Annotated in this window: 20 protein-coding genes and 1 tRNA gene; 7 read left to right on the top strand and 14 right to left on the bottom strand. The window is 71.0% G+C overall.

The window, feature by feature from the left end; genetic code table 11:
* Window positions 1-43 precede the first annotated feature (43 nt).
* Window positions 44-2,848 carry a M14 family metallopeptidase gene (locus tag ACOOHF_RS10110; protein WP_420461569.1) on the top strand — a complete coding sequence of 935 codons (2,805 nt, stop codon included), beginning with the start codon at window positions 44-46 and terminating at the stop codon, window positions 2,846-2,848.
* Between the two features lie 125 nt (window positions 2,849-2,973).
* Window positions 2,974-3,762: an N-acetylmuramoyl-L-alanine amidase family protein gene (locus ACOOHF_RS10105; protein ID WP_420461568.1), complete on the top strand. Its 789-nt coding sequence runs from the start codon at window positions 2,974-2,976 to the stop codon at window positions 3,760-3,762.
* On the opposite strand, the gene ACOOHF_RS10100 is transcribed toward ACOOHF_RS10105, so the two are convergent.
* Entirely contained in the window at window positions 3,759-4,403 is a 645-nt protein-coding gene (locus ACOOHF_RS10100; RefSeq protein ID WP_420461567.1) for a porin family protein, read from the bottom strand. The two genes, ACOOHF_RS10105 and ACOOHF_RS10100, sit on opposite strands and share 4 nt — an antisense overlap.
* 155 nt (window positions 4,404-4,558) lie before the next feature.
* Between ACOOHF_RS10100 and ACOOHF_RS10095 the strand changes: the two genes are divergently transcribed.
* Together ACOOHF_RS10095 and ACOOHF_RS10090 are read left to right on the top strand one after the other, a co-directional pair.
* Window positions 4,559-4,867 carry a hypothetical protein gene (locus ACOOHF_RS10095; RefSeq protein WP_420461566.1) on the top strand — a complete coding sequence of 103 codons (309 nt, stop codon included), beginning with the start codon at window positions 4,559-4,561 and terminating at the stop codon, window positions 4,865-4,867.
* 6 nt (window positions 4,868-4,873) lie between these two features.
* The gene (locus ACOOHF_RS10090) at window positions 4,874-7,642 is read left to right on the top strand and encodes a TonB-dependent receptor (protein ID WP_420461565.1); all 2,769 of its coding nucleotides are present in this window, start codon (window positions 4,874-4,876) and stop codon (window positions 7,640-7,642) included.
* Between the two features lie 29 nt (window positions 7,643-7,671).
* Here the strand turns inward: ACOOHF_RS10090 and ACOOHF_RS10085 are convergent.
* Together ACOOHF_RS10085 and ACOOHF_RS10080 are read right to left on the bottom strand one after the other, a co-directional pair.
* Window positions 7,672-7,744: transfer RNA gene (locus ACOOHF_RS10085), tRNA-Lys, on the bottom strand.
* A 45-nt stretch (window positions 7,745-7,789) separates the two neighbouring features.
* Window positions 7,790-8,329 (bottom strand): hypothetical protein, encoded by a 540-nt coding sequence (locus tag ACOOHF_RS10080; protein WP_420461564.1) that lies wholly within the window; start codon window positions 8,327-8,329, stop codon window positions 7,790-7,792.
* 182 nt (window positions 8,330-8,511) lie between these two features.
* Between ACOOHF_RS10080 and ACOOHF_RS10075 the strand changes: the two genes are divergently transcribed.
* Both ACOOHF_RS10075 and ACOOHF_RS10070 read left to right on the top strand, forming a co-directional pair.
* Window positions 8,512-8,727, top strand: a complete 216-nt coding sequence (locus ACOOHF_RS10075; RefSeq protein WP_420461563.1) for an AbrB/MazE/SpoVT family DNA-binding domain-containing protein — start codon at window positions 8,512-8,514, stop codon at window positions 8,725-8,727.
* Window positions 8,724-9,119 carry a type II toxin-antitoxin system VapC family toxin gene (locus ACOOHF_RS10070; RefSeq protein WP_420461562.1) on the top strand — a complete coding sequence of 132 codons (396 nt, stop codon included), beginning with the start codon at window positions 8,724-8,726 and terminating at the stop codon, window positions 9,117-9,119. Before ACOOHF_RS10075 ends, ACOOHF_RS10070 begins: the two co-directional genes overlap by 4 nt.
* Before the next feature lie 1,303 nt (window positions 9,120-10,422).
* On the opposite strand, the gene ACOOHF_RS10065 is transcribed toward ACOOHF_RS10070, so the two are convergent.
* Window positions 10,423-11,148, bottom strand: coding sequence for a class I SAM-dependent methyltransferase (locus tag ACOOHF_RS10065; RefSeq protein ID WP_420461561.1), 726 nt, complete (start codon window positions 11,146-11,148; stop codon window positions 10,423-10,425).
* 137 nt (window positions 11,149-11,285) lie between these two features.
* On the opposite strand from ACOOHF_RS10065, the gene ACOOHF_RS10060 reads away from it, so the two are divergent.
* Window positions 11,286-12,554: a glycoside hydrolase family 113 gene (locus ACOOHF_RS10060; protein ID WP_420461560.1), complete on the top strand. Its 1,269-nt coding sequence runs from the start codon at window positions 11,286-11,288 to the stop codon at window positions 12,552-12,554.
* Here ACOOHF_RS10060 and ACOOHF_RS10055 read toward each other — a convergent pair.
* The 10 genes from ACOOHF_RS10055 to trpS all read right to left on the bottom strand — a co-directional run bounded on the left by ACOOHF_RS10055 (window position 12,496) and on the right by trpS (window position 21,931).
* Complete coding sequence (locus ACOOHF_RS10055; protein WP_419934860.1) at window positions 12,496-13,182, bottom strand: ribonuclease HII; 687 nt, start codon at window positions 13,180-13,182, stop codon at window positions 12,496-12,498. The two genes, ACOOHF_RS10060 and ACOOHF_RS10055, sit on opposite strands and share 59 nt — an antisense overlap.
* Window positions 13,155-13,526 (bottom strand): 50S ribosomal protein L19, encoded by a 372-nt coding sequence (rplS, locus tag ACOOHF_RS10050; RefSeq protein ID WP_419934859.1) that lies wholly within the window; start codon window positions 13,524-13,526, stop codon window positions 13,155-13,157. Before rplS ends, ACOOHF_RS10055 begins: the two co-directional genes overlap by 28 nt.
* Window positions 13,527-13,637: 111 nt before the next feature.
* Entirely contained in the window at window positions 13,638-14,318 is a 681-nt protein-coding gene (gene trmD, locus ACOOHF_RS10045; protein WP_420461559.1) for a tRNA (guanosine(37)-N1)-methyltransferase TrmD, read from the bottom strand.
* A 17-nt stretch (window positions 14,319-14,335) separates the two neighbouring features.
* Window positions 14,336-15,004, bottom strand: coding sequence for a ribosome maturation factor RimM (gene rimM, locus ACOOHF_RS10040; protein ID WP_420461558.1), 669 nt, complete (start codon window positions 15,002-15,004; stop codon window positions 14,336-14,338).
* A complete protein-coding gene (rpsP, locus tag ACOOHF_RS10035; RefSeq protein ID WP_420461557.1) occupies window positions 14,922-15,464 on the bottom strand; it encodes a 30S ribosomal protein S16 in 543 nt (180 codons plus the stop codon). Before rpsP ends, rimM begins: the two co-directional genes overlap by 83 nt.
* A gap of 13 nt (window positions 15,465-15,477) precedes the next feature.
* Window positions 15,478-16,848 (bottom strand): signal recognition particle protein, encoded by a 1,371-nt coding sequence (gene ffh, locus ACOOHF_RS10030; RefSeq protein ID WP_420461556.1) that lies wholly within the window; start codon window positions 16,846-16,848, stop codon window positions 15,478-15,480.
* 463 nt (window positions 16,849-17,311) lie between these two features.
* On the bottom strand, window positions 17,312-18,631 hold the full coding sequence (locus tag ACOOHF_RS10025) for an adenylosuccinate synthase (RefSeq protein WP_420461555.1): 1,320 nt from the start codon (window positions 18,629-18,631) through the stop codon (window positions 17,312-17,314).
* Window positions 18,632-18,761: 130 nt separating this feature from the next.
* A complete protein-coding gene (locus ACOOHF_RS10020; protein ID WP_420461554.1) occupies window positions 18,762-19,655 on the bottom strand; it encodes a dihydrodipicolinate synthase family protein in 894 nt (297 codons plus the stop codon).
* Between the two features lie 119 nt (window positions 19,656-19,774).
* Window positions 19,775-20,821: a D-2-hydroxyacid dehydrogenase gene (locus ACOOHF_RS10015; RefSeq protein ID WP_420461553.1), complete on the bottom strand. Its 1,047-nt coding sequence runs from the start codon at window positions 20,819-20,821 to the stop codon at window positions 19,775-19,777.
* Window positions 20,822-21,931: a tryptophan--tRNA ligase gene (gene trpS / locus ACOOHF_RS10010; protein WP_420461552.1), complete on the bottom strand. Its 1,110-nt coding sequence runs from the start codon at window positions 21,929-21,931 to the stop codon at window positions 20,822-20,824. It lies immediately after the preceding gene.
* Window positions 21,932-21,973: the final 42 nt, after the last annotated feature.

Below are 21,973 nucleotides of genomic sequence, written 5' to 3'. Positions count from 1 at the left end.
AGCGACCCCCTAACCGTAGCGACCCCCTGAGGGAGGCTGGCAAGTGACAAGATCCACATTCGACGGCGCGACTCTCGGCTCCCGGCTCGCGGGCACCGTCCTGTGTTCCTCGATACTGCTCGTCGGCTGCGCGACGGACGACGGCGGCGGGGCCGGCGACGCGCCGACCCCCGCCGAGATCATCGGATTCGCGCCCGGTGAGGACTACAGGCTCACGAACTACGACGGGATCAAGGCCTACTTCGAGGCGCTGGCCGCGTCCACCGACCGCATGGTGCTGGAACAGATCGGCGAGAGCACGCGGGGCGAGCCGCTCTATCTGGCCGCGATCTCGTCGCCCGCGAACCTCCGCCGCATGGAGCGGCTGAAGGAGATCACGCGGACGCTCGCCTACGCGCGGGACCCTGGAGCCGGGTACGGATCGGTACTGGTCGAGGACGAGGCGCGGGCGCTGGCGCGCGAGGGCGTCGCCATCGTGTGGATCGACGGCGGGTTGCACGCGACCGAGGTCGCGCACGGGCAGGTGATGCCCGAGATGGCGCACCACTTCGTGACGGACGAGTCGCCCGAGACGCGGCGCATTCGCGACAACGCGGTCCTCCTGCTGATGGCGAACATGAACCCGGACGGCCTCAACATCGTGGCCGACTGGTACATGTCGAACGTGGGCGGCGAGTTCGAGATGGCGCGCGTCCCCGAGCTGTACCACCACTACATCGGACACGACAACAACCGCGACTGGTACATGCTGACGCAGGTCGAGACGCAGGCCGTGACGCGGCAACTGTACCACAACTGGTTCCCTCAGATCGTCTACAACCAGCACCAGTCGAGCCCCTTCCCGGGGCGGATCTGGATGCCGCCGTTCGAGAACCCGGTGAGCCCGAATCTGGACCCGCTCGTCGTGAGTTCGATCAACCAGATGGGACACTCGATGCGGCGCCGGTTCGACGAGGAGGGGAAGCCCGGCGTGAACAGCGACATCGTGTTCGACCTGTGGTGGAACGGGTCGATGCGCGGCGGGCCCGACTACCACAACATGCTCGGCTTCCTCACGGAGACGGCCGGCGCGGGGTACGCGACGCCGCGCTGCTACGACGAGGACGAGATCCCCGACACGTTCGGCGCCCGCGCCGGGAACCTGCCCGCGAAGACGCCCTCGACGAACTACAACAACCCCTGGCTCGGCGGCTGCTGGCACATCCGCGACGCCATGGACTACATGATGACCGCGGCGAAGGCCGTGGCGGACATGGGCGCCAAGCTCAGGGAAGAGTACCTCTTCAACCACTACCGCATGGGCCGGCGCCAGATCGAGCGCGGGAACGCGGCCGAGGGCGGACCGTTCGCCTACGTGCTGGACCCCGCGGCTTCGCACGACCCGGGGACGGTCGTCGAGTTCATGGGACTCATGTCGCGGTCGGGGATCGAGTTCGTGCGCGCGTCGGAAGGGTTCTCGGCGGGAGATCCGGCGGGAGACCTCGCGGGAGACCTCGCCTTTCCCGCGGGGTCGTACGTGATTCCGCCCCAGGCCTTCCGGCCGTACGTCGTCGACCTGATGGAGCCCAAGCAGTACCCGGACCGTCGGCAGTTCCCCGGCGGGCCGCCCGAGCCCCCGTACGACATGACCGGCTACGAACTCCGCTTCCAGATGGGCCTCGAGGTGGTGAACGTGGACGAGCCGTTCGAGATGCCGCCCGGAGAGTGGGGAGAGGTGTCGGCGGAGGTCGGCGAGGTGCGCGGCGAGGGCGCGGCGGGTTTCGCGCTGCACGGGAACTCGAACTGGGTCTACCGCGGGCTGGCGGCGCTGGCGTCGGGGGCCGGGGCGGGCAGCGAGGCCGGGGCGGGCAGCGAGGCCGGGGCGGGCAGCGAGGCCGGGGCGGGCAGCGACGCCGGCCGGGCCGGGGACCGCTTCCGGACCACGCGCGACCTGTCGACGCCGAGCGGCGTCATCCCCGCCGGCTCGTACTGGCTCCCGGGGTTGTCGAGCGACGCGGCGCGGGCGCTCGCGGCCGAGCACGGGTTCACGCTGACCGGGGCGCCCGATCCCCTGCCCTCCGACGCGACCGCCGCGGCACGCGCCCCGCGCGTCGCGATCTACCGCTCGTGGCAGGCCCCGATGCCGGAGGGCTGGACCCGCTGGGTGCTGGACCGGTACGGCTTCGAGTGGGAGAACGTATGGGACGCCGACGTGCGGAGCGGCGACCTGTCCCGCTTCGACGTCATCCTCCTCCCCTCGCAGGGCGCGGCCGGGATCGCGAGCGGGAACGAACCGGGCACCATGCCCGAGCAGTACACGGGCGGCCTGGGCGACGAGGGCGCCGCCGCGCTCCGCGCCTTCGTCGAGGCCGGGGGCTGGCTCGTCGCCTTCGACCAGGCGGTGGACTACGCGATCGAGGCGTTCGGCCTCCCCTTCCGGAACCGGACGCGGGGACTCTCCTCGCGGGATTTCTTCATCCCCGGTTCCGTGATCCGGCTCGACGTCGACCCCTCCCACCCCATCGGCTACGGGATGGACGAGGAGGCGATGGCCCTCTTCTCCCGCAGCCAGGTGCTCGAGCGGACGGGCGGCGGCGGCGGGGCGGGCGGCGGCGGGCGGATCTCGACCCCGGTGTGCTACGCCGACCCGGACTTCCTCGTCAGCGGCTGGACGCTGGGCGGCGACGAGGTGCTCGCGGGCTACCCCGCCGCCGCGCAGGTGGGGGTCGGGCAGGGTCAGGTCGTGCTGTTCGGGTTCCGCCCGCACTTCCGCGGGCAGCCGCGCAACACGTTCAAGCTCCTGTTCAACACGCTCGCCGCCTCCGCCACGGAGGGGCTTCCCGTGAGTCCCGGGCTCCGCTGCCGCTGAATCCTGTGGCGCTTCACCCTCGTCCCTGAAGTGTTGCCGGGGGCTCGCCGTGCGGGTTAGCCTCAACGATCCGGGCCGCTGGGGGGTTGAGGTCGTGGGAGCCGCGCTCGCGAGGAGGTCTCGATTTGAAGCTGACGGTACTCACGGCCGCCGTGGTTCTGTTCGCAGCCGGGTTCGTGGGACCCGGCGTCGGCATGGCCGCGGCCCAGGAGCAGCGCGCCACCGAACGCGACGCGTCCGACGACGCGAGCGACAGGTGGCGCAGGTGGCGTAACTACAACCGCTACCCCGGCCCCATCCCCACCCCCGAGGAGTGGGGCGCCCCCGCCGGCCCGATCCGCATCGGACTCCAGGCCGGGCACTGGCGCGCCGCCGAGGCCCCGCGCGAGCTCAGGCGTCTCCGCTACAACGGGACGCAGTGGCAGGGGACCGCCGAGTGGGAGGCGAACCTCGCCATCGCCGAACTGGCCGGCGCGCAACTCGAAGCGCTGGGCTACGAGGTAGACATCCTCCCCGCCGTCGTGCCCCCCGGCTACCGGGCGCACCTCTTCATCGCGATCCACGCGGATGGGAGCGACAGCCCGGCGGCCTCCGGATACCGGGTCGCCTCCCCGCGGCGTGACGCCACGGGACGGGCCGAGGACGCGGCGCGGCTTCTCCGGGACACCTACGGCGCGGCGACCGGACTCAGGAACCTGCCGGTACAGACCCGCCGCATGCAGAACTACTACGCCTTCAACTACCGGCGGTACGAGCACGCGCTCCACCCGATGACGATCGCGTTGATCATCGAGACGGGTTTCATCACGAGCGCGCACGACCGACGGGTGATCCTCGACGCGCCGCAGAGAGCGGCCCGAGGGATCGTCGAGGCGGTGAAGGCCTTCCCGATCACGGCGCTGCCCCGCCGTTAGCTGCCCGGCCGCACCCCGACGCCCCCGAAGAACGACAGGTTGCGCGCCTTCGCTCCCTCGGAGCCGGGATCCCAGTGGAGGTTCCGCACGCCGAAGTTGTAGCGGGCGTCGAGGAGGAGGAACCACCGGGTGGACACCGTGGCCTCGAGGCCGAGGCCGACGATGAGCCCGACGTCCGCCACCCCGCGCCGCATGAAGCGGCCCTCGCAGCTGTCGCTCTGCTCGTGCTGGGACACGCCCCCGCTGGTTCGGCAGCCCACCTCGTGCGCCCAGTAGCCGCCGCCGCTGAGGAACGGGCGCACGCGCCTCGCGTCGGGGGTCAACCGCAGCCTGAGCATGATGGGGAAGTCCAGGTACGACATCCGCGTGGTCGAACCGTCCTCGTACTCCCCGCCCGTCGCGAAGCCTCTGTGCATGTAGAGCACCTCGAGCTGGACGTCAACGCGGTTCGAGATCGGGAACGTCGCGAACCCGCCCGCGGCCGGGCGCGCCCTGGGACTCGAGGTGAACGCGTCGTAGAAGGCGGCGTCCGCGAAGGTCACCCCACCCTTGACCCCGAACGCGCGCTGTCCTTCGAGGGTTGCGGGGAAGACGAGCAGCGTCGCCACCGCGAGTCCCGCCAACCACCTGGTGACCTTCACATCGGGCTCCTTCCCATCGAGTCGCGCCGAAGAGACGGATGACAAGTTGCGCCCCTCCCTCCCGCGTGTCATCTCTCGACGTCCCGTCGCGGTCCGCTGGTGGTGCCGTCGCGGTCCCATCGCAGGGTGGAGGAGCGAACCGGAGAGAGTCCCGGATGACCGAGCGCAGGTACGGGGAAGAAGAGGTGAGGGAGATCTTCGCCCGCGCCTCCCGGGCGGGCGTCGCGCTCGATGCCGACCCGGAGATCCTGCCGCGCCGGAAGCTGCTGGGCTTCCCGATCGCCGACGGAAAGGCGGGGGCTCCGATGATCATGCCCGCCATGCTCGGGCTGGGCGGGGCGGCAGCCCTGGTTGCCGCCGCCCTCCGCCTGCCGCGCTGGGCGAGCGAGCGCGAGCGCCAGATGGAACACATCGCCGCGTGGACCCGCGACCTGCTTTCCGCCGCTCCCGGGAACGAGGAATAGCGAGGGATGAAGATGCGACGAATCCCCGACGTTTGCTTCCGCGTCTGCTTCGTCGCGGCCCTGGCGCTGGGGGCGAGTCCCGCGGCGCTGCTCGGGCAGGGCGGGCTCGACGTCATCGTGCAGGACGCGGCGAGCGGCGCGGGGCTGCCGCGGGCGCAGATTTCGCTGCCGGGACTCGGCTACGGCGGGATCACCGACGTAGAGGGCCACTTCCACATCGCGAACCTCCCGGCCGGGGCGGTCGAGGTGGAGGTGCGCCTCCTCGGCTACGGCATCGAGCGACGCGAGGCCGCGATCGTCGACGGCGAGGTCGTGACGATCGAGGTGCCGCTCGTGCAGACGGTCATCTCGGTGGCCGGGCTCGTGGCGGTCGGCAGCCGCTCGCGCCCGCGGACGGCGACGGAATCCATGGTCCCGATCGACGCCATCGCCCCGTCGGAGCTGATGGACCAGGGGGACACCGACATCGGCGATCTCCTGAGGACGACGATCCCCTCCTACAACATCAACCCTCAGGCGTCCGGGGACGGGGCGAAGATCATCCGGCCGGCGAACCTCAGGGGGCTGGCGCCCGACCACACGCTCGTGCTCGTGAACGGGAAGCGGCGGCACCGCGCGGCGGTCATCACGTGGATCGGGAACGGGGTCTCGGACGGGGCGCAGGGGCCGGACCTGTCCAGCATCCCGGCGATCGCGCTCAGGCAGGTCGAGGTGCTGCGCGACGGGGCGTCGGCGCAGTACGGGTCCGACGCGATCGCGGGCGTGATGAACTTCCACCTCAAGGACGCCCGTTCCGGCGGCGCGCTCGAGGTGCGGAGCGGCGGCTTCGCCGATGGCGGCGGCGAGGGCTACACGATCTCCGGCAACACCGGCCTCCCCCTCGGCCCGACCGGGTTCGCGAACCTGAGCGCCGAGTACGGCCGCTCGAACTCGACGAGCCGCAGCGTGCAGCGGACGGACGCCGAGGTCCTCGTCGCGGCGGGGAACACGCATGTGCGCGATCCGGCGCAGATCTGGGGCGCGCCGGAGATAGAGGACGACCTCAAGCTGTGGGGCAACTTCGGCTACTTCCTCGGCGGCAACACGAAGGTCTACGCCCACACAAACTACGCGAGCCAGCAGGTGACGGGCGGCTTCTTCTTCCGCAACCCGAACACGCGGAGCGGCGTGTTCAGCCTCGACGCGGGCGAGACGCTTCTGGTCGGCGACCTGCTCGACGCGCGGGACGGGGTCCTCGACGGCTCCGCCGGCTGTCCGGAGGTCCGGGTCACGAACGGTCTGCCGGACCCCGCCGCCCTCGATGGCGTGTTGGCGGACCCGAACTGTTTCACCTTCCAGAAACGTTTCCCGGGCGGCTTCACCCCCCAATTCGGGGGGGCTGTGACGGACGCGTCGCTCGTCGGAGGCGTCGAAGGCCAGGCTGGGCGACTCCACTGGGACGTGAGCGGGAACTGGGGCCGTCACGAGGTCGACTTCTTCATCTTCAACACGGTGAACGCCTCGCTCGGCCCCGAGACGCCGACCGAGTTCGACCCGGGGCTGTACCGGCAGGTGGACATCGACCTGCACGTCGATGCGGCGTACACGGTGAGCGACCTCCTCGACCTCGCGGCGGGCGTGGAGTGGCGGGACGAGCACTTCACGGTCGGACTCGGCGACCAGGCGTCGTGGACGCTGGGCCCGCTCGCGCCCCAGGGCTTCAGCGCGGGCTCGAACGGCTTTCCCGGCTTCAGCCCGATCGCGGCCGGCGACTGGCACCGCACGAACACCGCCTTCTACGCGGACGCCGAACTCCGGGATTACCGGAACGACCGCTGGACGCTGGGCGGCGCCCTCCGGCTCGAGGACTTCGAGGACTTCGGGTCGACGCTGAACGGGAAGCTCGCCGGCCGCTACGGGCTCACCCGCGCACTCGCGCTCCGGGGCAGCGTGAGCACGGGCTTCCGGGCGCCCACGCCCGGCCAGCAGAACGCCTTCAACGTGTCGACGCTGTTCGACCGGGAACTCGGGGACCTCGTGAACAGCGGCACGATCCCCTCCACGTCGAGAGTCGCCGCGTTGCGGGGCGGGGTCCCGCTCGACGCCGAGAAGTCGCGCAACTTGGCGTTCGGCGCCGTGCTGGGCGGCGGCGGGGCCTTCCACCTGACGGCCGACTATTTCCGCGTCGCCCTGTCGGACCGGATCGCGTTGACGCAGCGCTTCAATCTCACGCCGGACGAGCAGACCCGGCTCGTCGAGGAAGGCATCGTGAGCGCGCGGAACCTGCAGGAGTTCCGCTTCTTCACGAACGACTTCAGCACGCGCACGCAGGGCGTCGACGTCGTCGCCACCTACGCGCCGCCCGCCCTCGGGGGCGGCACGTCGATCAGCTTCGCCTTCAACCACACGGACACGCGCGTCACGCAGTTCGATCCGGAGAAGGTGGACGACACGCGGATCCGCCAGCTCGAGGAAGCGCTCCCGGCGACCCGCTGGCTCCTAACGGGCAAGCACGCGCTCGGGCGGCTGGGGCTGATGGCGCGGGTGAGCTACTACGCCGGCTGGTTCGACGCCCGGGACGACTATTCCTATCCCGGCGCGACGGTCCTCGATCTCGAGGCGTCCTGGTCGATCAACGAGTCGCTGAGCCTCTCCGCCGGCGGGCAGAACGCCCTCAACCACTACCCCGAGGAGAATCCCGGGGCCACGTTCTCGGGCAACCGCTACGGTCCGGGGTCTCCATTCGGTTCCAACGGCGGCTTCTACCACGCCCGTCTCGGATACCGCTGGAACTAGACTGGAACTGGAGTTGGGCGTGCCGGCAATGACCGGGGTGGGGGTCGAACCCACGACCTGCGGATTAAAAGTCCGTTGCTCTACCAACTGAGCTACCCGGCCGGCAGGCGAAGCTAACACGATCGCCCGGGGTGTTCACCTCGCGACTCAGCCCGGGGGACGCGCCGGGGGACGCGGCAGCCCCAGGATGATGTCGAGGGACGCGCTGTCCGCCGCCAACCCCGGCGGAAGCCCGCCGGAGTGGTCGCGCAGGATGGCGCGCACATGTCCCGTGACGCGGTCGCGGACCAACATCGCCCGCCCCCCGTCCGACCGATCCAGCGTGGCCACGCCCTCCGGGCCGCGCAGTTCGATCCGGTCCAGCGCCTCGGTCCACGCGGGATCGAACGGGATCGCGACGGTGAAGCCGCTCCCCCCCTCGCTGGTTTCGCTCGGCGTGAGGCTCACGGAGAACAGCGTGTCCCCCTCCGCGTCCAGCCCCCTCATCCGATACGGCCCCGGCTCCTCGGGCAGCCGGACCGCCCCCTCGTAGGCGAAGGCCGGCCCGAGGACGATCTCGCCGTCCCGGACCCCTCCCGACACGAGGAGCACCATCGACTCCTGAGGCGGCGGTCCCTCCTGCGCCGAGATGTCGGCCCCGAGCGCCCTGCACCCCGCTACGGCCAACGCCAGCGCGAGCGCCGGCACGAGCCTGGATCGTTTCCCCCGCTCTGTCCCATTCATGGTCGGAACGTACCCCCGACCCCCCGTCGTGCTCCAGCGGAACGTTCCCGCGGGAACGTTTCCGCCCGGCCGGGACCCCAGGACTTGCCCGCGGAGCGCAGTCATGGGTATGAATGTAGGAGTTTGTAATTCATATAGGGGATATCATGCGCGTATCCGAACGCGGCCAGATCACGCTCCCGAAGCCACTCAGAGATCGGTTCGGGATGCATCACAACGTCGAAGTCGAGGTAGTGCCGGCGGACGGGGGCCTCCTCGTTCGAAAGCGGTCCGCGGCCCGGCACCCCGTCGACCGTGTGTACGGCGTCCTTGAGACCGGCGGGATCACGGACGACTACCTCGAGGAGATTCGGGGGAGATGATCACGGCGGTGGACACGAGTGTCCTGCTGGACGTCTTCCTGCGTGACCCTCGGCACGGCGCCGCATCGAGGGAGTGGCTGCGGGAGGCCTACGACGCGGGGGGGATCATCATCTGTGACGTCGTGTACGCGGAACTGGCCCCGGCGTTCCCCGACCGAGGGGCGCTGGACCGGACGCTCGGCGAAGTCAATGTCGTCGTGTCCGCGATCGACTCGGACATGGCTTACGACGCCGGGCGCCGCTGGAAACGATACCGGGAAGCCGGCGGTACCAGAGAGCGAATCATTACGGACTTCCTCATCGGCGCGCATGCGGCGGCGGCGGCCGAGCGCTTCCTGACGCGGGACCGAGGCTTCTTCTCCTCCTGTTTCCCCGAACTCGACAGCTCCTGAGCGGGGGGTCACCCCGCGGCGCGCGAGGCCCCCGTAGTGCTCCAGCATGAAGCGCCGGATTACGCGGGCGGCCCGGGCCGCGTAGGCTCGCTGGTTCGCGGGCGTGTCCCGCAGACCCGGGAAGTGGTGCTCGAGCTGTATACCGCTGATCGCCTCACCCTCCGTGAGCGACCCGTGTTCCCGCGTATTGTAGCCTCCGGTGAAGTAGGGCGCGTCGCCGGGGGAGGGGTCGCCGGGGCTCGGCACCGACGCGACCCCTTCCGCCTCGAGCAAACCCCCGAAGGAGGTGGGGCCCCGCAGCAGCCGCGAGAAGGGGAGCGGCGAGGTCCGCCCCAGCGCGCGAATGCTCGAGCGGGCAACAACCTCCTCACGATCGAGCGCCGCGTCCGGCTGGTTCAAGTCGTCGGCCGTGAGCAGGTATCCCAGTTCGATCCTGTGGATGTCGTGCGCGTGGCCGTGCATGTCGAGATACAGTCCCGCCCCGAAATCCGCCGCCACGGCGGTGCGGGCCGACTCGATCCAGTCCTGGAACTCGCGCCACGCCTGCTCCGCGAACGGGTTGCCCTCGGCGGCCTCCCCGATCTCCCGGTTCGGGTCGAGTTTCGTCCGGCGCAGGTGGGAGAGGATGACGTGCGGCGCGCGTCCCGTGAGGTCGAGCAGGGCCCCGCGCAGGGCGAGCGTGAGTTCCACGGTGTTGAGGTCCGTGACGTGGGCCCCGAACCGACGATCGGGGATCTCGACCGGGGTCAGCCCTCCGCCGTGTGGCGCCGACAGAATCACCGGGAGGTCGCCGGGGACGTACTCGACGTAGCCGTTCCGGCCGAAGTAGCTCCGCCCCGGTTCGTAGCGGACGACTTCTTCGGGGACGAAGACTTCCAGCCGCGCGGTGCCCCGAACCCCGTCGATCGTCGCGACGACCCGGGTCACGCCGGTGCCCACGGCCTCGACCACCGCGGTCGATGGGCCGCCCGCGGCAGCCCGGGGCGCGAGTGCGGCGACGCCGGGATCTTCCACGGACCACCGGGGCGTACGGGTCACAACCGCCCCGTTGCCGGCGCGGGCGATGGTCGAAAACGTCGCTTCCCCACCCTCTCCCACGATGAGGGCCACGCCGGGGACGACCTCCACCGAGGCGACACGCGGCTCGTCGACGCCCGGCGGCCCCATTTCGCCGCCGCACGCCAACACCAGGCACGCGGCCGCCACGCGCCACGCGTGGGACCGGCTTCGCCCGAGAAACGTTCCCGCGGGAACCCCTCCAGTTGGGCAACTGGCCGAAGAAGACGTTCCCGCGGGAACGTCGCTACCGCGCACGGCGCGCGATCCAGCCTCCGTAGAGGAGCGAGCGGAAGTAGCGCCGCACGTCCTTGAATCCCGCCCGGGCCATCAGTTCGCGGATGCGAGCTTCGGAGGCCCAGTGGATGCCCGCGTCGATCCTGGCGCGGAACTCGACCCGTTCGGGGCCTCCCATCCCCTGGATCTTCCAGTAGCGGTTCCAGGCGGCGAACAGTTCGTCGAAGTCGGGGGCGGCGCGATCCCCGTGGAGTTCGAAGAGGACGAAGGGGGCGCCCGGCGGGAGGCGATTCGCGATGCCGCGCAGCAGAGCCTGCTTGGCGCCGTCGTCGGGGAGAAAGTGCATCACGTTGAAACAGGTGGCCGCGTCGAAGTGGGCCGCGCCGATGTCGGCCGCGCCGAGGTCGGCCGCGTCGAGGTCGTCCACCGTCCCGTGGATGAGCGTGACGCCGGCCTCGACGCCGGCCTCGCGCACCCGATGCTCGGCGGTGTCGAGCATCTGGGCGGAGAGATCGACGCCGGTCAGCCGCCACCCCGGTTCGGCCCTCTTGAAGGTGACGATCTCGATCCCGGTGCCGGCACCGACGACGAGCAACCGCGCGCGGGGGCCGAGGCGTCCCTGCAGGAGGGCGAGCGCCTGGCGGAACGAGCTCAGGTAGCCGGGTATCACGGTGCGGGCGAGCCGCTCGTAGGCGTCGCCGTAGGCACCATCGAAGTCGAAGGGTTCCGGACTCATGCGCACAAGAGACTCGGGGCGCCGCGTTCGCTCAAGGCCTGAACCCGGCGCGGAACGGAACTCGTACGACGGGCTGTGGGCGGCCCATAGTGGGCGACCCGTTGAGTTTTTCGGTGCCTTCGGGCACGATGGTATAGATGCGTAAGACAAGAGTTGTGACGCGGGGGCCCGGTTTCGTGGCCGCGGTCCTCGCCCTGCTGGTCTCGGCGGGGTGCGGTTCCATTGGAGCGGGGGCCGACGCCGCCGCGGCCGGTCGGTCGGCGGGCCGGTCGGCGGGCCTTCGCGAGCCCTCGGTCCCGGACGTCTCCGTCCCACCCGAGGACCGGATCCGGGGCGTGTCCTTCTCCGCCCCGCGCCGTGAGATGGCATCCGACGCTCTCCAGTCCGCCGCGGCGGCGGGGGCGGACTGGGTCGCCGTCATCCCCTACGCCTTCGTGGATCCCGCCGATCCCCGCGTCGCCTTCGACCGCGAGCGCCAGTTCTGGGGCGAGACGGCGGACGGCGTCGCGAAGACGATCGAATACGCCCGAGGCAGCGGGCTCTCCGTCCTCCTCAAACCCCACCTCTGGGTGCGGGGCCAGGGCTGGCCGGGCGAGTTCGAGCCGCGCACCGCCGAGCAGTGGGAGACGTTCCTCTCCGACTACCGCGAGTACATCCTCCGTTTCGCCGAGGTCGCGGACTCCATGGATGTGGAGATGATGAGCGTGGGCACCGAGGTGGACCTCGTGGCGCTCGCGCGTCCGGAGTACTGGCGCGCACTCATCGCCGAGGTGCGGGCGATCTACGGCGGACGGCTCACCTACGCGGCGAACTGGGACAAGTACGCGCGGATCGAGTTCTGGGACGCGCTGGATCTCGTGGGAGTGGACGCGTACTTCCCGCTCGCCGACGACCCGACGCCCGCGGTGGAGATGCTGGTCGAGGCGTGGGAACCGTGGAGCGACGAACTGCGAGAGGTGGCCCGGACCACGGGCAAGCCGATCCTGTTCGCCGAGTTCGGATACCGCAGCGTGGACGGGGCGGCGGGCCGCCAGTGGGAGTTGCCGGAGGGACGACGGGCGCGGGGACTGCCCTCGAACGGGGCGGCGCAGGCGGCGGCCTACGAGGCGATGTTCCGGGTGTGGTGGAACCGGCCCTGGTTCGCGGGCGGGTTCGCGTGGAAGTGGTATGCGGGGACGCCGGCGGCGGAGTGGATCGCGACGGACTATTCACCGCAGGGGAAGGCGGCCGAGACCGTCATGGCGAGCTGGTACGAGGGCGACGCGAGCGCCGGAGTGCGCCCCGCCGTCCCGCTGCCGCTTAGAGTGCCGGCCACCGCGGGGGTCCCGGCGACGGCCGCGGGGCCGATTACGGCGGCGGCTCTCGGTCCAGGTCGAGTTCCGTCTGGAGGACGCCCCGAAAGGTGACCCGGTGGTGCGGCGTCGGGCCGTGCCGGCGGATCGCCTCCATGTGGTGCCGCGTCCGATATCCCTTGTTCGAGGCCCAGCCGTAGAGCGGGTAGCGCGCGTCCAGGCGCCGCATGAGGCGGTCGCGCGTGACCTTGGCGAGGATCGAGGCGCAGGCGATGGAATGGGACGCCCGGTCTCCGCCGACGATGGAGCGGTGCTCGCCGAGTTCGGGGACGGGGTTGCCGTCGACGAGGACGAGGTCCGCCTCGACCGGCAGGCGGTCGAGCGCCCGGCGCATGGCGACGATGGTCGCGGCGCGGACGTTCAGGCGCTCGATCTCGCGGGTGGAGGCGGCGGCGACGCGCCAGGCCAGGCTCTCGGCGCGGATGCGGAGGGCCAGTTCCTCGCGGCGGGCCGGGGGCACCAGCTTGCTGTCCGTACATCCCTCGAACTGCTGGCCGGGGTGGAGGGCGACCGCCCCCACGACGACCGGGCCGGCCACCGGGCCGAGACCGACCTCATCGATCCCGACCACCACGCGGCAGCCCGCGGACCAGCCCCGCTCCTCGTAGTCCAGCGGCGCGGACGGGGCGGGAGCACGCGGGCGGGGAGGACCCGTCAGCGGCTCTCCTTCTTGTCGAGCCACCACTTCCGCTCGGGCACCCGGGCCCGCTTGCCGCGGCGCCGGCGCAGATAGTAGAGCTTGGCGCGCCGCACGTCGCCCCGGCGGACGACCTCGAGCCCGGCGATCCACGGCGAGTGGAGCGGGAAGATGCGCTCGACGCCGACGCCCCCGGAGATCCGGCGCAGCGTGAAGGTCGCGTTCATCCCCGCCCCTCGGCGAGCGATGCACACGCCCTCGAACGGCTGTACGCGCTCCTTCGTGCCTTCCCTCACCCGCACGCGGACGCGCACCGTGTCCCCCGGCGCGAACGCCGGAAGGTCGGAGCGCTTGTATCCCTCCTCGATCTCGGCGATCCTGGGATCCATCGTTCGTCTATCCTTGTTTCTCTCTTGTCCGACTCTTGTGTCGAACTCGTGTCACGGGAGGGGTCGCGGCGGCGTGATGGTCTGCGGCCGCAGCCCTCTAGTATAATCAGGTCAGTCGGCCGCGTCGAGATCGAGGAGGTCGGGGCGGCGGTGGCGGGTGGCGCGGTCGGCCTGCCCGGCCCGCCAGGCTTCGATGCGCGAGTGGTCGCCCGACCGGAGCACGCCCGGCGCCGATCGGCCGTCGTGCTCGGCGGGCCGGGTGTACGAGGGAGCGGAGAGCAGGCCCTCGTAGAAGGAGTCGGAGGCGGCCGAATCGTGGTCGCCGAGCGCCCCGGGGAGGAGACGCACCACGGCGTCGATGACGACGAGCGCGGCCGGCTCGCCCCCGCTGAGGACGTAGTCGCCGATCGAGACCTCCTCGTCCACCCACTTCTCCGTGACGCGTTCGTCGATCCCCTTGTAGCGCCCGCAGAGGAGCGTGAGGTCGGACTCGAGCGCGAAGCGCACCGCCGTGTGGTGGTCGAACGGACGTCCTCGGGGGGAAAGCGCGACGACACGCCCCGGGGCCTCGAGCGCGCCGAGCGCCGCGTCGAACGGCTCCGGCTTCATGACCATCCCGCCGCCGCCGCCGAAGGGTTCGTCATCCGTCGTCCGGTGGCGGTCCGTCGCGTATTCCCTGAGGTCGATGAGACGGTAGTCGACGAGCCCCGCCTCGCGGGCGCGTCCCGGGATCGAGAGTCCCAGCGGACCCTCGAGGTATTCCGGGAAGATCGTGATGACGTTGATGCGCATCGGAATCAGATTCGGAATCAGATGTCGAACAGGCCGACCGGGAGCGCCATGTGAAGGACGCGCCCGTCGATGTCCAGTTCCACCACGAAGTCGGCCTGGAAGGGGATCAACCGTTCGCGTCCGGCCACGTCCAGCGCCAGGAGCGGCCCGCCCGGCTGGTCGTAGACCTCGCGAATCGTCCCGATCGTCTCGCCCCCCTCGCACACGGACATGCCGACCAGGTCGTGCAGCAGGTAGCCGCCGTCCGGCAGATCCGGCAACTCCTCGCGCGGGACACCGAGGTGCGCGCCGCGCAGCGACTCGGCGGCGGTGCGGTCCGCCACCTCGGGGGCCGTGACGAGCCAGCGTCCCGAGTGGGGCCTCGCGGTCTCGAGGGTGAGCGCCTCGGGGCCGGCCGCTGGGGGCGCGACCCGTTCGCCCGTTCGCGCAGGTGTGTCGCTGACGAGGCGGAGCCGCCGGCCCGGCCGGAAGAGCGCCTCGGCGTGGTCGGTTTCCGCCTCGAGGAGCAGCCCGCCGCGCATCCCGTGGGCCCGGACGATCCGGGCCACGATCACGGGAGGATCGGAGGTCGCCACGGCACCGTCGGGGGCGTGCGGCCCGGCGTCAGTCGTCCGAGTCGTCGCCGTCTGCCGCGTCGCCATCTGCCGCGTCGCCATCTGCCGCGTCGCCATCTGCCGCGTCGCCATCTGCCGCGTCGCCGTCTGCCGCGTCGCTATCTGCCGCGTCGCTATCTGCCGCCGCCTCGGCCTTCGGATCCGCCTCCGGCTTCGCTTCGGCTTCCGGCTCCGGGGGGGCTTCCGCCTTCGGCATGGGGCGCTGCGACGTGCCGCGCCGGCCTGGCGGCGGTCCGATCTCCACGATCGCGGTTTCGAGCGACTCCGGGTCCACGCCGTCGTGGAACTGCTGCCACAGGCCCGTCTTCCGGAGCAGCGAACGCACCGTGTCGCTCGGCTTCGCCCCCTCGTTGAGCCAGTGCAGCGTGCGCGCGGCGTTGATCCGCACCAGCGAAGGCTCCGTGCGCGGGTTGTAGAGCCCGAGCCGCTCGATCGAGGGCCCCGACGTCCCTTCGCGCTGGTCCGTCACGATGATGCGGTACGAGGCCGCCTTCTTCGCGCCCACCCGCTTGAGTCTGATTGTTGTCGCCATTCTGTTCTCCGATTCAGCCGATCAGCCGGCCGAAGTCTCCGGGCCCGCCGCCTCCCAGCATCTGCTGCTGCATGTGCGGCATGAGCTTGCCCATCTGTTTCATCATCTTCCGCATCTCGCGGAACTGCTTCAGGAGACGGTTCACTTCCTGCAGGGGACGTCCCGACCCCTTCGCGACCCGCTTCCGCCGCGACCCGTCGAGGATCTGCGGCCGGCGCCGCTCCTCCGGCGTCATCGAGAGGATGATCGCCTCCAGGTGCCTCACCCGTCGAGGGTCGACGTCCGCCTGGTCCAGCATCCGCGCGTCGATCCCCGGCATCATCTTCAGGAGACCCTTGAGGGGTCCCATCTTCTGGATCTGCTGGATCGACACGAGGAAGTCCCCGAGGTCGAACTCTCCCTTCCGCGCCAGCAGCTTCTTCTGCAGCCGCTCCGTCTCGCCGAGGTCGACCGTCTGCTGCGCGCGCTCGACGAGGCCGACGATGTCCCCCATCTGGAGGATCCGCCCCGCCATGCGCTCCGGATCGAATAGCGTCAGATCCTCCGGGCGTTCGCCCGTCCCCACGAAACGGATCGGGACGCCGAGCACGCCGTAGATCGAGAGCGCCGCGCCGCCGCGCGCGTCCCCGTCCATCTTCGTGAGCACGACGCCGGTGAGGCCCACCGCCGCGTGGAAGCCCTCGGCGATGCGGACCGCTTCCTGCCCGGTCATCCCGTCCGCCACGAGGAGCACCTCGTGCGGACCCACCGCCGCCTTCACGCGGCGCAGTTCGTCCATCAGCGCTTCGTCGGCCTGCAGGCGGCCCGCCATGTCGAGCAGCAGGTGCGTGACGCCGCCTCTGCGCGCCTCGTCCAGCGCGCCGCTCGCCAACTCCGCCATGTCCGTCCCGCTCGGGCGCGCCAGGAGCGGGACGCCGACCCTCCCGGCCAGCGCCTCCAACTGGTCCGCCGCGGCCGGACGATACGGGTCGCAGGCGACGAGCGCGGGCCGCCGTCCCCGTCCCTCCTTGGCGAGGCGCCGGCCCAGCTTCGCCGCCGTCGTCGTCTTCCCCGACCCCTGCAGTCCCACGAGCATGATCACCGTGGGCGGCACGGCGGCCTCGAACGGCTCCGGCACCGCCTCGCCCAGGAGCGCGACCAGTTCGTCATGCACGATCTTCACGATCTGGTCGCCCGGGCGGACCGACTTCAGCACGTCCTCGCCGAGGGCCCGCGTCCTCACCCTCCCGAGGAAGTCGCGCGCGACCCGGAAGTTGACGTCCGCTTCGAGCAGGGCGCGCCGCACCTCGCGCAGCCCCTCGTCCAGCATCTTTTCCGTGATGACGCCGCGTTGACGAAACCGCTTCAGCACGCCGTCGAGACGGTCACCCAGACGTTCGAACATCCACCGCTCTCAGAAGACCCATCGGACCTGTCGGACGGCCCCGGGGGGCCGCCGGGCATCAAAAAAAACGCGATTGGAGGATCTCCATTCGCGTGTCGAGAAGCCGCGGGAAGCGCCCGCACCCGATCCGTAAACAGCCGCGAAGTCTAGGGATTTCCTCCACCCCAGGCAACGACGCATGGTTGCGACACCCAAGGCGCTGGAAGGGAGTACGGCGTCCGATGGCCGCGTGCGAGCGCCTCGGCGGCATCGCGAGGGGGCACCCGAGGGAGCGCGACCTGAGGTTGCTGCCCGGGGGTTGTTGCTGGAAGTCCCTGTGAGGCCCTATGCCAATTCAACATCACATTTTGAATTGGCATAGGCCGACACAGGGGCACCGCTTCGAGTGGTATGCTCCGTTGTCGGTCATGAGGTGGCCGATCCTACTCGTCGATCCGGGGAACAACCATCCTGAGATCCGCGCTCAGCCGGCGGCGCCGGTGGAGAGGGCGATCGTCTCGCGGCGGGCGGCGCCGACGCCCACGAACCGGATCGGGGTGGCGCATACTTCCTCGAGGCGAGCGAGGTAGCGGCGCGCCGCGCCCGGGAGTTCCGCGAAGGTCCGGCAGCCCGTCGTGTCCGTGGTCCAGCCCGGCCAGCGCTCGTAGACGGGGGTCATGCGGGCGAGGTCCGCGACCGAATCCGGGAACGACGTGACGGGCGCGCCGTCGCATTCATAGCCCGTTGAGAGGTGGATCGTCTCGAAGGTGTCGAGGACGTCCAGCTTCGTGACCGCGAGGCTGGTGAGGCCGTTCACGCCGGCCGCATGACGCGCCACGCTGGTGTCGAACCAGCCCGGCCGGCGGGGCCGCCCGGTCGTGGCGCCGAACTCGCCGCCGAGCCGCCGCAGGCGTTCGGCCTCCGCCGCGGCCAGTTCCGTCGGGAGCGGGCCCGCCCCCACGCGCGTGATGTACGCCTTGACGACGCCCAGCACCCCGTCGATCAGCGTCGGACCGATCCCGGTTCCCGAGGCGGCACCACCCGCCGTCGTGGTCGAAGAGGTCACGAACGGATACGTCCCATGGTCGACATCGAGCAGCGCGCCCTGCGCTCCCTCCAGCAGCACCCGGCCGCCCGCCGCGAGCCCGGCGCGGATCTCCTCCCCCGCGTCCACCGAGAGCACGACGATCTCCGGGCGCACCGCCTCGAGCCGCGACATCACGTCGTCCGCGTCCACCCGCCGCTCGTCCCCGAGTCCCGCGAGCGTGACGTTGGCGCGCGCCGCCGCCCCGCTGACGATCTCATGCGTGCGGTCCAGGTCCCGCAGGTCCCCGACGCGCAGCCCCGTGCGGGCGACCTTGTCCCGGTACGCGGGGCCGATTCCCCTCCCCGTCGTCCCGATCTTCGCCGCGCCCCGACTGTCCTCCTGCGCCGCGTCGAGCAGCCGGTGATAGGGGAGGACGAGGTGCGCCCGCCGGCATACGCCCAGCCGCCCATCGAGATCGATCCCCCGCTCGCGGAGCGTACCCATCTCCCGCGCGAGCACCCACGGGTCCAGCACCACGCCGTTCCCGAGGAGGCAGCGAGCGTCCGGATTCAGGATCCCCGAAGGGATGAGGTGGAGGATGAACTCGTCCTCGTCAGCGCCCTCGCCGACCCGAACCGTGTGCCCCGCGTTGGCGCCACCCTGGTAGCGCGCCACGATCGTGGCCTGCTCCGCGAGCACGTCCACGATCTTCCCCTTCCCTTCGTCTCCCCACTGCGCGCCCACGACCACCAGGCAGCGCACGCTATCGCTGAACACGCGTCTCTCCGTTGTGGATCAGTTATGGATCGGTTGAAGGTCGGTGGGGTCCGCGGACCCGCGGTTCCCGGAGGGGATCGTCCCGCCCGAAACTTATCCCTCCCCGCCCGCGAACGGAACGTCGCGAGGCTCAGGCGGAGACGCCGAGGGTGGCGGCTTCGAGGGCGGCGTCGACGACGGCCAGCTTCGCGGCGTCGGCCGGCTGCAGCGGGCTGCGCGGGGGGCCGCCGTAGAGGCCGAGGCGGTCGAGAGCGGCCTTGACCCCGGCGATCCCGCTTCCCGCGACGACCGTCTTGTGGAGCGGACCGATCCTCTCCTGCATGGCGCCGGCGCGGGCGTGGTCGCCCTCCCGCCACGCGTCGTACAGCGCGCACGAGGAGCGCGTCGCGATCACGGCCACGCCGAGGATGCCGCCGACCGCTCCCGCCTCCAGCGCCGCGTAGAGGAGCGCCCCCGAGCCCACGAGCACCTGCGCGTTGCGGCCGCACGCCTCGACGAGAGCGCCGAGGTTCCTGAGATCTCCGGAGGAATCCTTGATCCCGATGATGTTGGGGTGCTCGACGAGCCGTCCCACGAGATCCGGCGTGAGGTGCACCGGCACGAACTGGGGGATGTGATAGAGGATGACGGGCACGGGCGACGCGTCCGCCACCGCGAGGAAGTGATCGCGCACCACCCCCGGCTGCATCGCCTTCAGGTAGTAGGACGGAGAGCGGACGAGGACCGCGTGCGCGCCGAGCGCGGCCACCTCCCGGGTCACGGCGACTACTTCGCGCGTGGACTCCGCCCCGGTACCGACGGTGAGCGTGCGGTCGCCGATTCGCGCGGCGGTGGCCTCGACCAGCGCGCCGAGTTCGCGGCGGCTGAGCAGCGGCGCCTCCCCGGTCGAACCGGCCACGACGATGCCGGCGATCGGGTGCGAGAGCCACTCCCTCAGGTTCGCGTCGTACGCCTCCAGGGCGACCCCGCCGTCTTCGGCGAAGGGCGTGGTCACGGGCGGATGGACACCGGCGAGATTTCTCATGAGTTTTTCCAAGTCAGTTCCAGCGCCGGGCGGGCGCCGCTTTCAGGGTCGTGGACGTTCCCGCGGGAACGTCTTCGAGCGTCATCGCGTTCCCGCGGGAACGTGAGCGGGCACCTCACTCAGTAGCCGCGCGTCTTGTCTACCCGGTTTTCGAGCGGTTGGCCGGCCTGATAGCGGGCGATGTTGCGCACGATCAGATCCGTCTCGCGCTCCCAGAAGCGGGCGGAGGTGCCGCCCACGTGCGGGGTGACGAGCACGTTCTCGAGTCCCCACAGGGGATGGCCGGCGGGGAGCGGTTCCTTCTCGAACACGTCCAGCATCGCCCCGCGCAGGCGGCGCGCCTCGAGCGCCCGCACGAGCGCCGGTTCGTCCACCAGCGTACCGCGCGAGAGGTTGATGAGGACGGCCCCCGGCCGCATGCGGGCGAATTCCGCGGCACCGAGGAGGCCTCGGGTGTCGGGCGTCTCGGGGGCCGTGAGCGCGACGTAGTCGGAGGTTTCGAGGAGGGCCGGGAGGAAGTCCGGTCCCTCGAGGCGGTCGAGCTCGGGGGGCTTGGCGCCCACCTTTCGGCGAATGGCCTGAACTCGCATGCCGAGGGCGTGGGCGCGGCGGCCGAGCGCCGATCCGATGCCGCCGTAGCCGATGATGCCGAGCGAGGCCCCGGCCACTTCGCCCGCCGGGGGCAGGGCGTGCAGCGGGCTGCGGGGCGAGTTCAGCGCGGTCTGGACCCACTCGCGCCGGCGCTGCGCCCGCACCGCCACGTCCAGGCCGCGGGCGAAGTACAGGATGCCGGCCAGGGCGTGGTCGGCGAGCGAGTCCGCGTACATGCCCGCCGAGTTCGTGAAGATGACGTCGCTCTCGCGCATCTCGCGAAAGAGCGAGTTCCGCGCCCCCGCCGCCCCCGAGTGGAACCAGCGCAGCCGCCGCGCGGCGAGGAAGACATCGCGGCGGATCCCCCACCCGCAGTAGACCTCGGCGTCCGCGACCGTCTCGAGCAGTTCGGGCGGCGTCACCCGCACGCCATCGCCCGAGGCCTCGAGCGCGATGCGGATGGACTCGATCTCCCACTCGGGGTCGAGCACCTCGCGGATCCGTTCGAATGACCGCGACGGCATCGACCAGTGGGGGGTCTCCGGCGCGAACATCCAGATGACGAAGCGGCGCATTCAGGCTCCGGCGGACTCCGGGGCGGACCCCGGGACGGACTCGGGGGCGGACCGCGGGGCGGACTCCGGGGCGGACCGCGGGGCGCCCGCGGCACCCGTCAGGCGAGGCAGGTCTCCATCCAGGGTGGCGGCGCCGACGCCCATGCGGTCGCGGACGACCTCCATCGTGCGGGCAGCTTCCGCGTGCGCGCGCTCGGCTCCCGCCGCGAGGATCTCGAGGACGCGCGCCGGGTTCGCGCGCAGTTCGGCGGCGCGGGCGCGCACCGGGGCGAGGTCCTCGGCCACGTTGTCGGTCAGCATGCGCTTGCAGGCGACGCAGCCGATGCCCGCCGTCTGACAGCGGATCTCGATTTCGTCGCGCGCCGCCGGGTCCGTGAAGAACTCGTGCAGCGCGAACACGTTGCACACGTGCGGGTTGCCGGGATCGTCCCTCCGCACGCGCGCCGGGTCCGTCACCGCCGTGCGCAGCCGCGCCCACAGTTCGTCCGGCTCGGCGATCATGCGCACCGTGTTGTCCTTCGACTTCGACATCTTCGCCACGCCGTCGAGGCCGCGGACGCGGCTCCCCGTCCCGACCAGCGTCTCCGGTTCCGGGAAAAAGTCGCCGAAGCGCGCGTTCCAGCGGCGCGCGATCTCCCGCGACAACTCGAGGTGCTGGCGCTGGTCCTCTCCCACCGGCACGAAATCGGTCCGGTAGAGGAGGATGTCCGCGGCCTGCAGCACCGGATAGTTGAAGAGTCCCGCGTTCACCGACTGCCGCCCGGCGGACTTCTCCTTGAACTGCGTCATCCGTCCCAGGTCGCCCACCGGGGTGACCGTGTTGAAGAGCCAGGAGAGTTCGCTGTGATAGGGGACGTGAGACTGCGCGAAGAGCGTACAGCGCTCCGGATCGATCCCCGAAGCCACGAGCGACACGGTGAGATCGAACACGCGGCGCAGGAGATCCTCGCGCTCGTACTCGCGCGTGATCGCGTGCAGATCGACGATGCAGTAGAAGCAATCGTACTCGTCGACCATGCGCGCCCAGCGCCGGAACACGCCGAGGTAGTTTCCGAGGTGCGCCTCGCCGGTGGGCTGGATTCCGCTGAAGACTCGCTTGCGCTGATTCATGGTGCGCGTAGTATCGCCTGGCGTCCCGCAGCGCGCGACCCT

Origin of the sequence: Candidatus Palauibacter sp., assembly GCF_965216145.1 — a bacterium.
Lineage (GTDB): Bacteria > Gemmatimonadota > Gemmatimonadetes > Palauibacterales > Palauibacteraceae > Palauibacter.
This window is presented reverse-complemented; position numbering and strand designations above follow the sequence as displayed.

What these genes read in the sequence shown, in the direction of transcription:
- ACOOHF_RS10095 (WP_420461566.1), top strand. Translation starts at nt 4,559, where the DNA reads ATGACCGAGCGCAGGTACGGGGAAGAAGAGGTGAGGGAGATCTTCGCC.
- ACOOHF_RS10090 (WP_420461565.1), top strand. Translation starts at nt 4,874, where the DNA reads ATGAAGATGCGACGAATCCCCGACGTTTGCTTCCGCGTCTGCTTCGTC.
- ACOOHF_RS10075 (WP_420461563.1), top strand. Translation starts at nt 8,512, where the DNA reads ATGCGCGTATCCGAACGCGGCCAGATCACGCTCCCGAAGCCACTCAGA.
- ACOOHF_RS10070 (WP_420461562.1), top strand. Translation starts at nt 8,724, where the DNA reads ATGATCACGGCGGTGGACACGAGTGTCCTGCTGGACGTCTTCCTGCGT.
- ACOOHF_RS10065 (WP_420461561.1), bottom strand. Translation starts at nt 11,148, where the DNA reads ATGAGTCCGGAACCCTTCGACTTCGATGGTGCCTACGGCGACGCCTAC.
- ACOOHF_RS10060 (WP_420461560.1), top strand. Translation starts at nt 11,286, where the DNA reads ATGCGTAAGACAAGAGTTGTGACGCGGGGGCCCGGTTTCGTGGCCGCG.
- rplS (WP_419934859.1), bottom strand. Translation starts at nt 13,526, where the DNA reads ATGGATCCCAGGATCGCCGAGATCGAGGAGGGATACAAGCGCTCCGAC.
- trmD (WP_420461559.1), bottom strand. Translation starts at nt 14,318, where the DNA reads ATGCGCATCAACGTCATCACGATCTTCCCGGAATACCTCGAGGGTCCG.
- rimM (WP_420461558.1), bottom strand. Translation starts at nt 15,004, where the DNA reads ATGGCGACGCGGCAGATGGCGACGCGGCAGATGGCGACGCGGCAGATG.
- rpsP (WP_420461557.1), bottom strand. Translation starts at nt 15,464, where the DNA reads ATGGCGACAACAATCAGACTCAAGCGGGTGGGCGCGAAGAAGGCGGCC.
- ffh (WP_420461556.1), bottom strand. Translation starts at nt 16,848, where the DNA reads ATGTTCGAACGTCTGGGTGACCGTCTCGACGGCGTGCTGAAGCGGTTT.
- ACOOHF_RS10020 (WP_420461554.1), bottom strand. Translation starts at nt 19,655, where the DNA reads ATGAGAAATCTCGCCGGTGTCCATCCGCCCGTGACCACGCCCTTCGCC.
- ACOOHF_RS10015 (WP_420461553.1), bottom strand. Translation starts at nt 20,821, where the DNA reads ATGCGCCGCTTCGTCATCTGGATGTTCGCGCCGGAGACCCCCCACTGG.
- trpS (WP_420461552.1), bottom strand. Translation starts at nt 21,931, where the DNA reads ATGAATCAGCGCAAGCGAGTCTTCAGCGGAATCCAGCCCACCGGCGAG.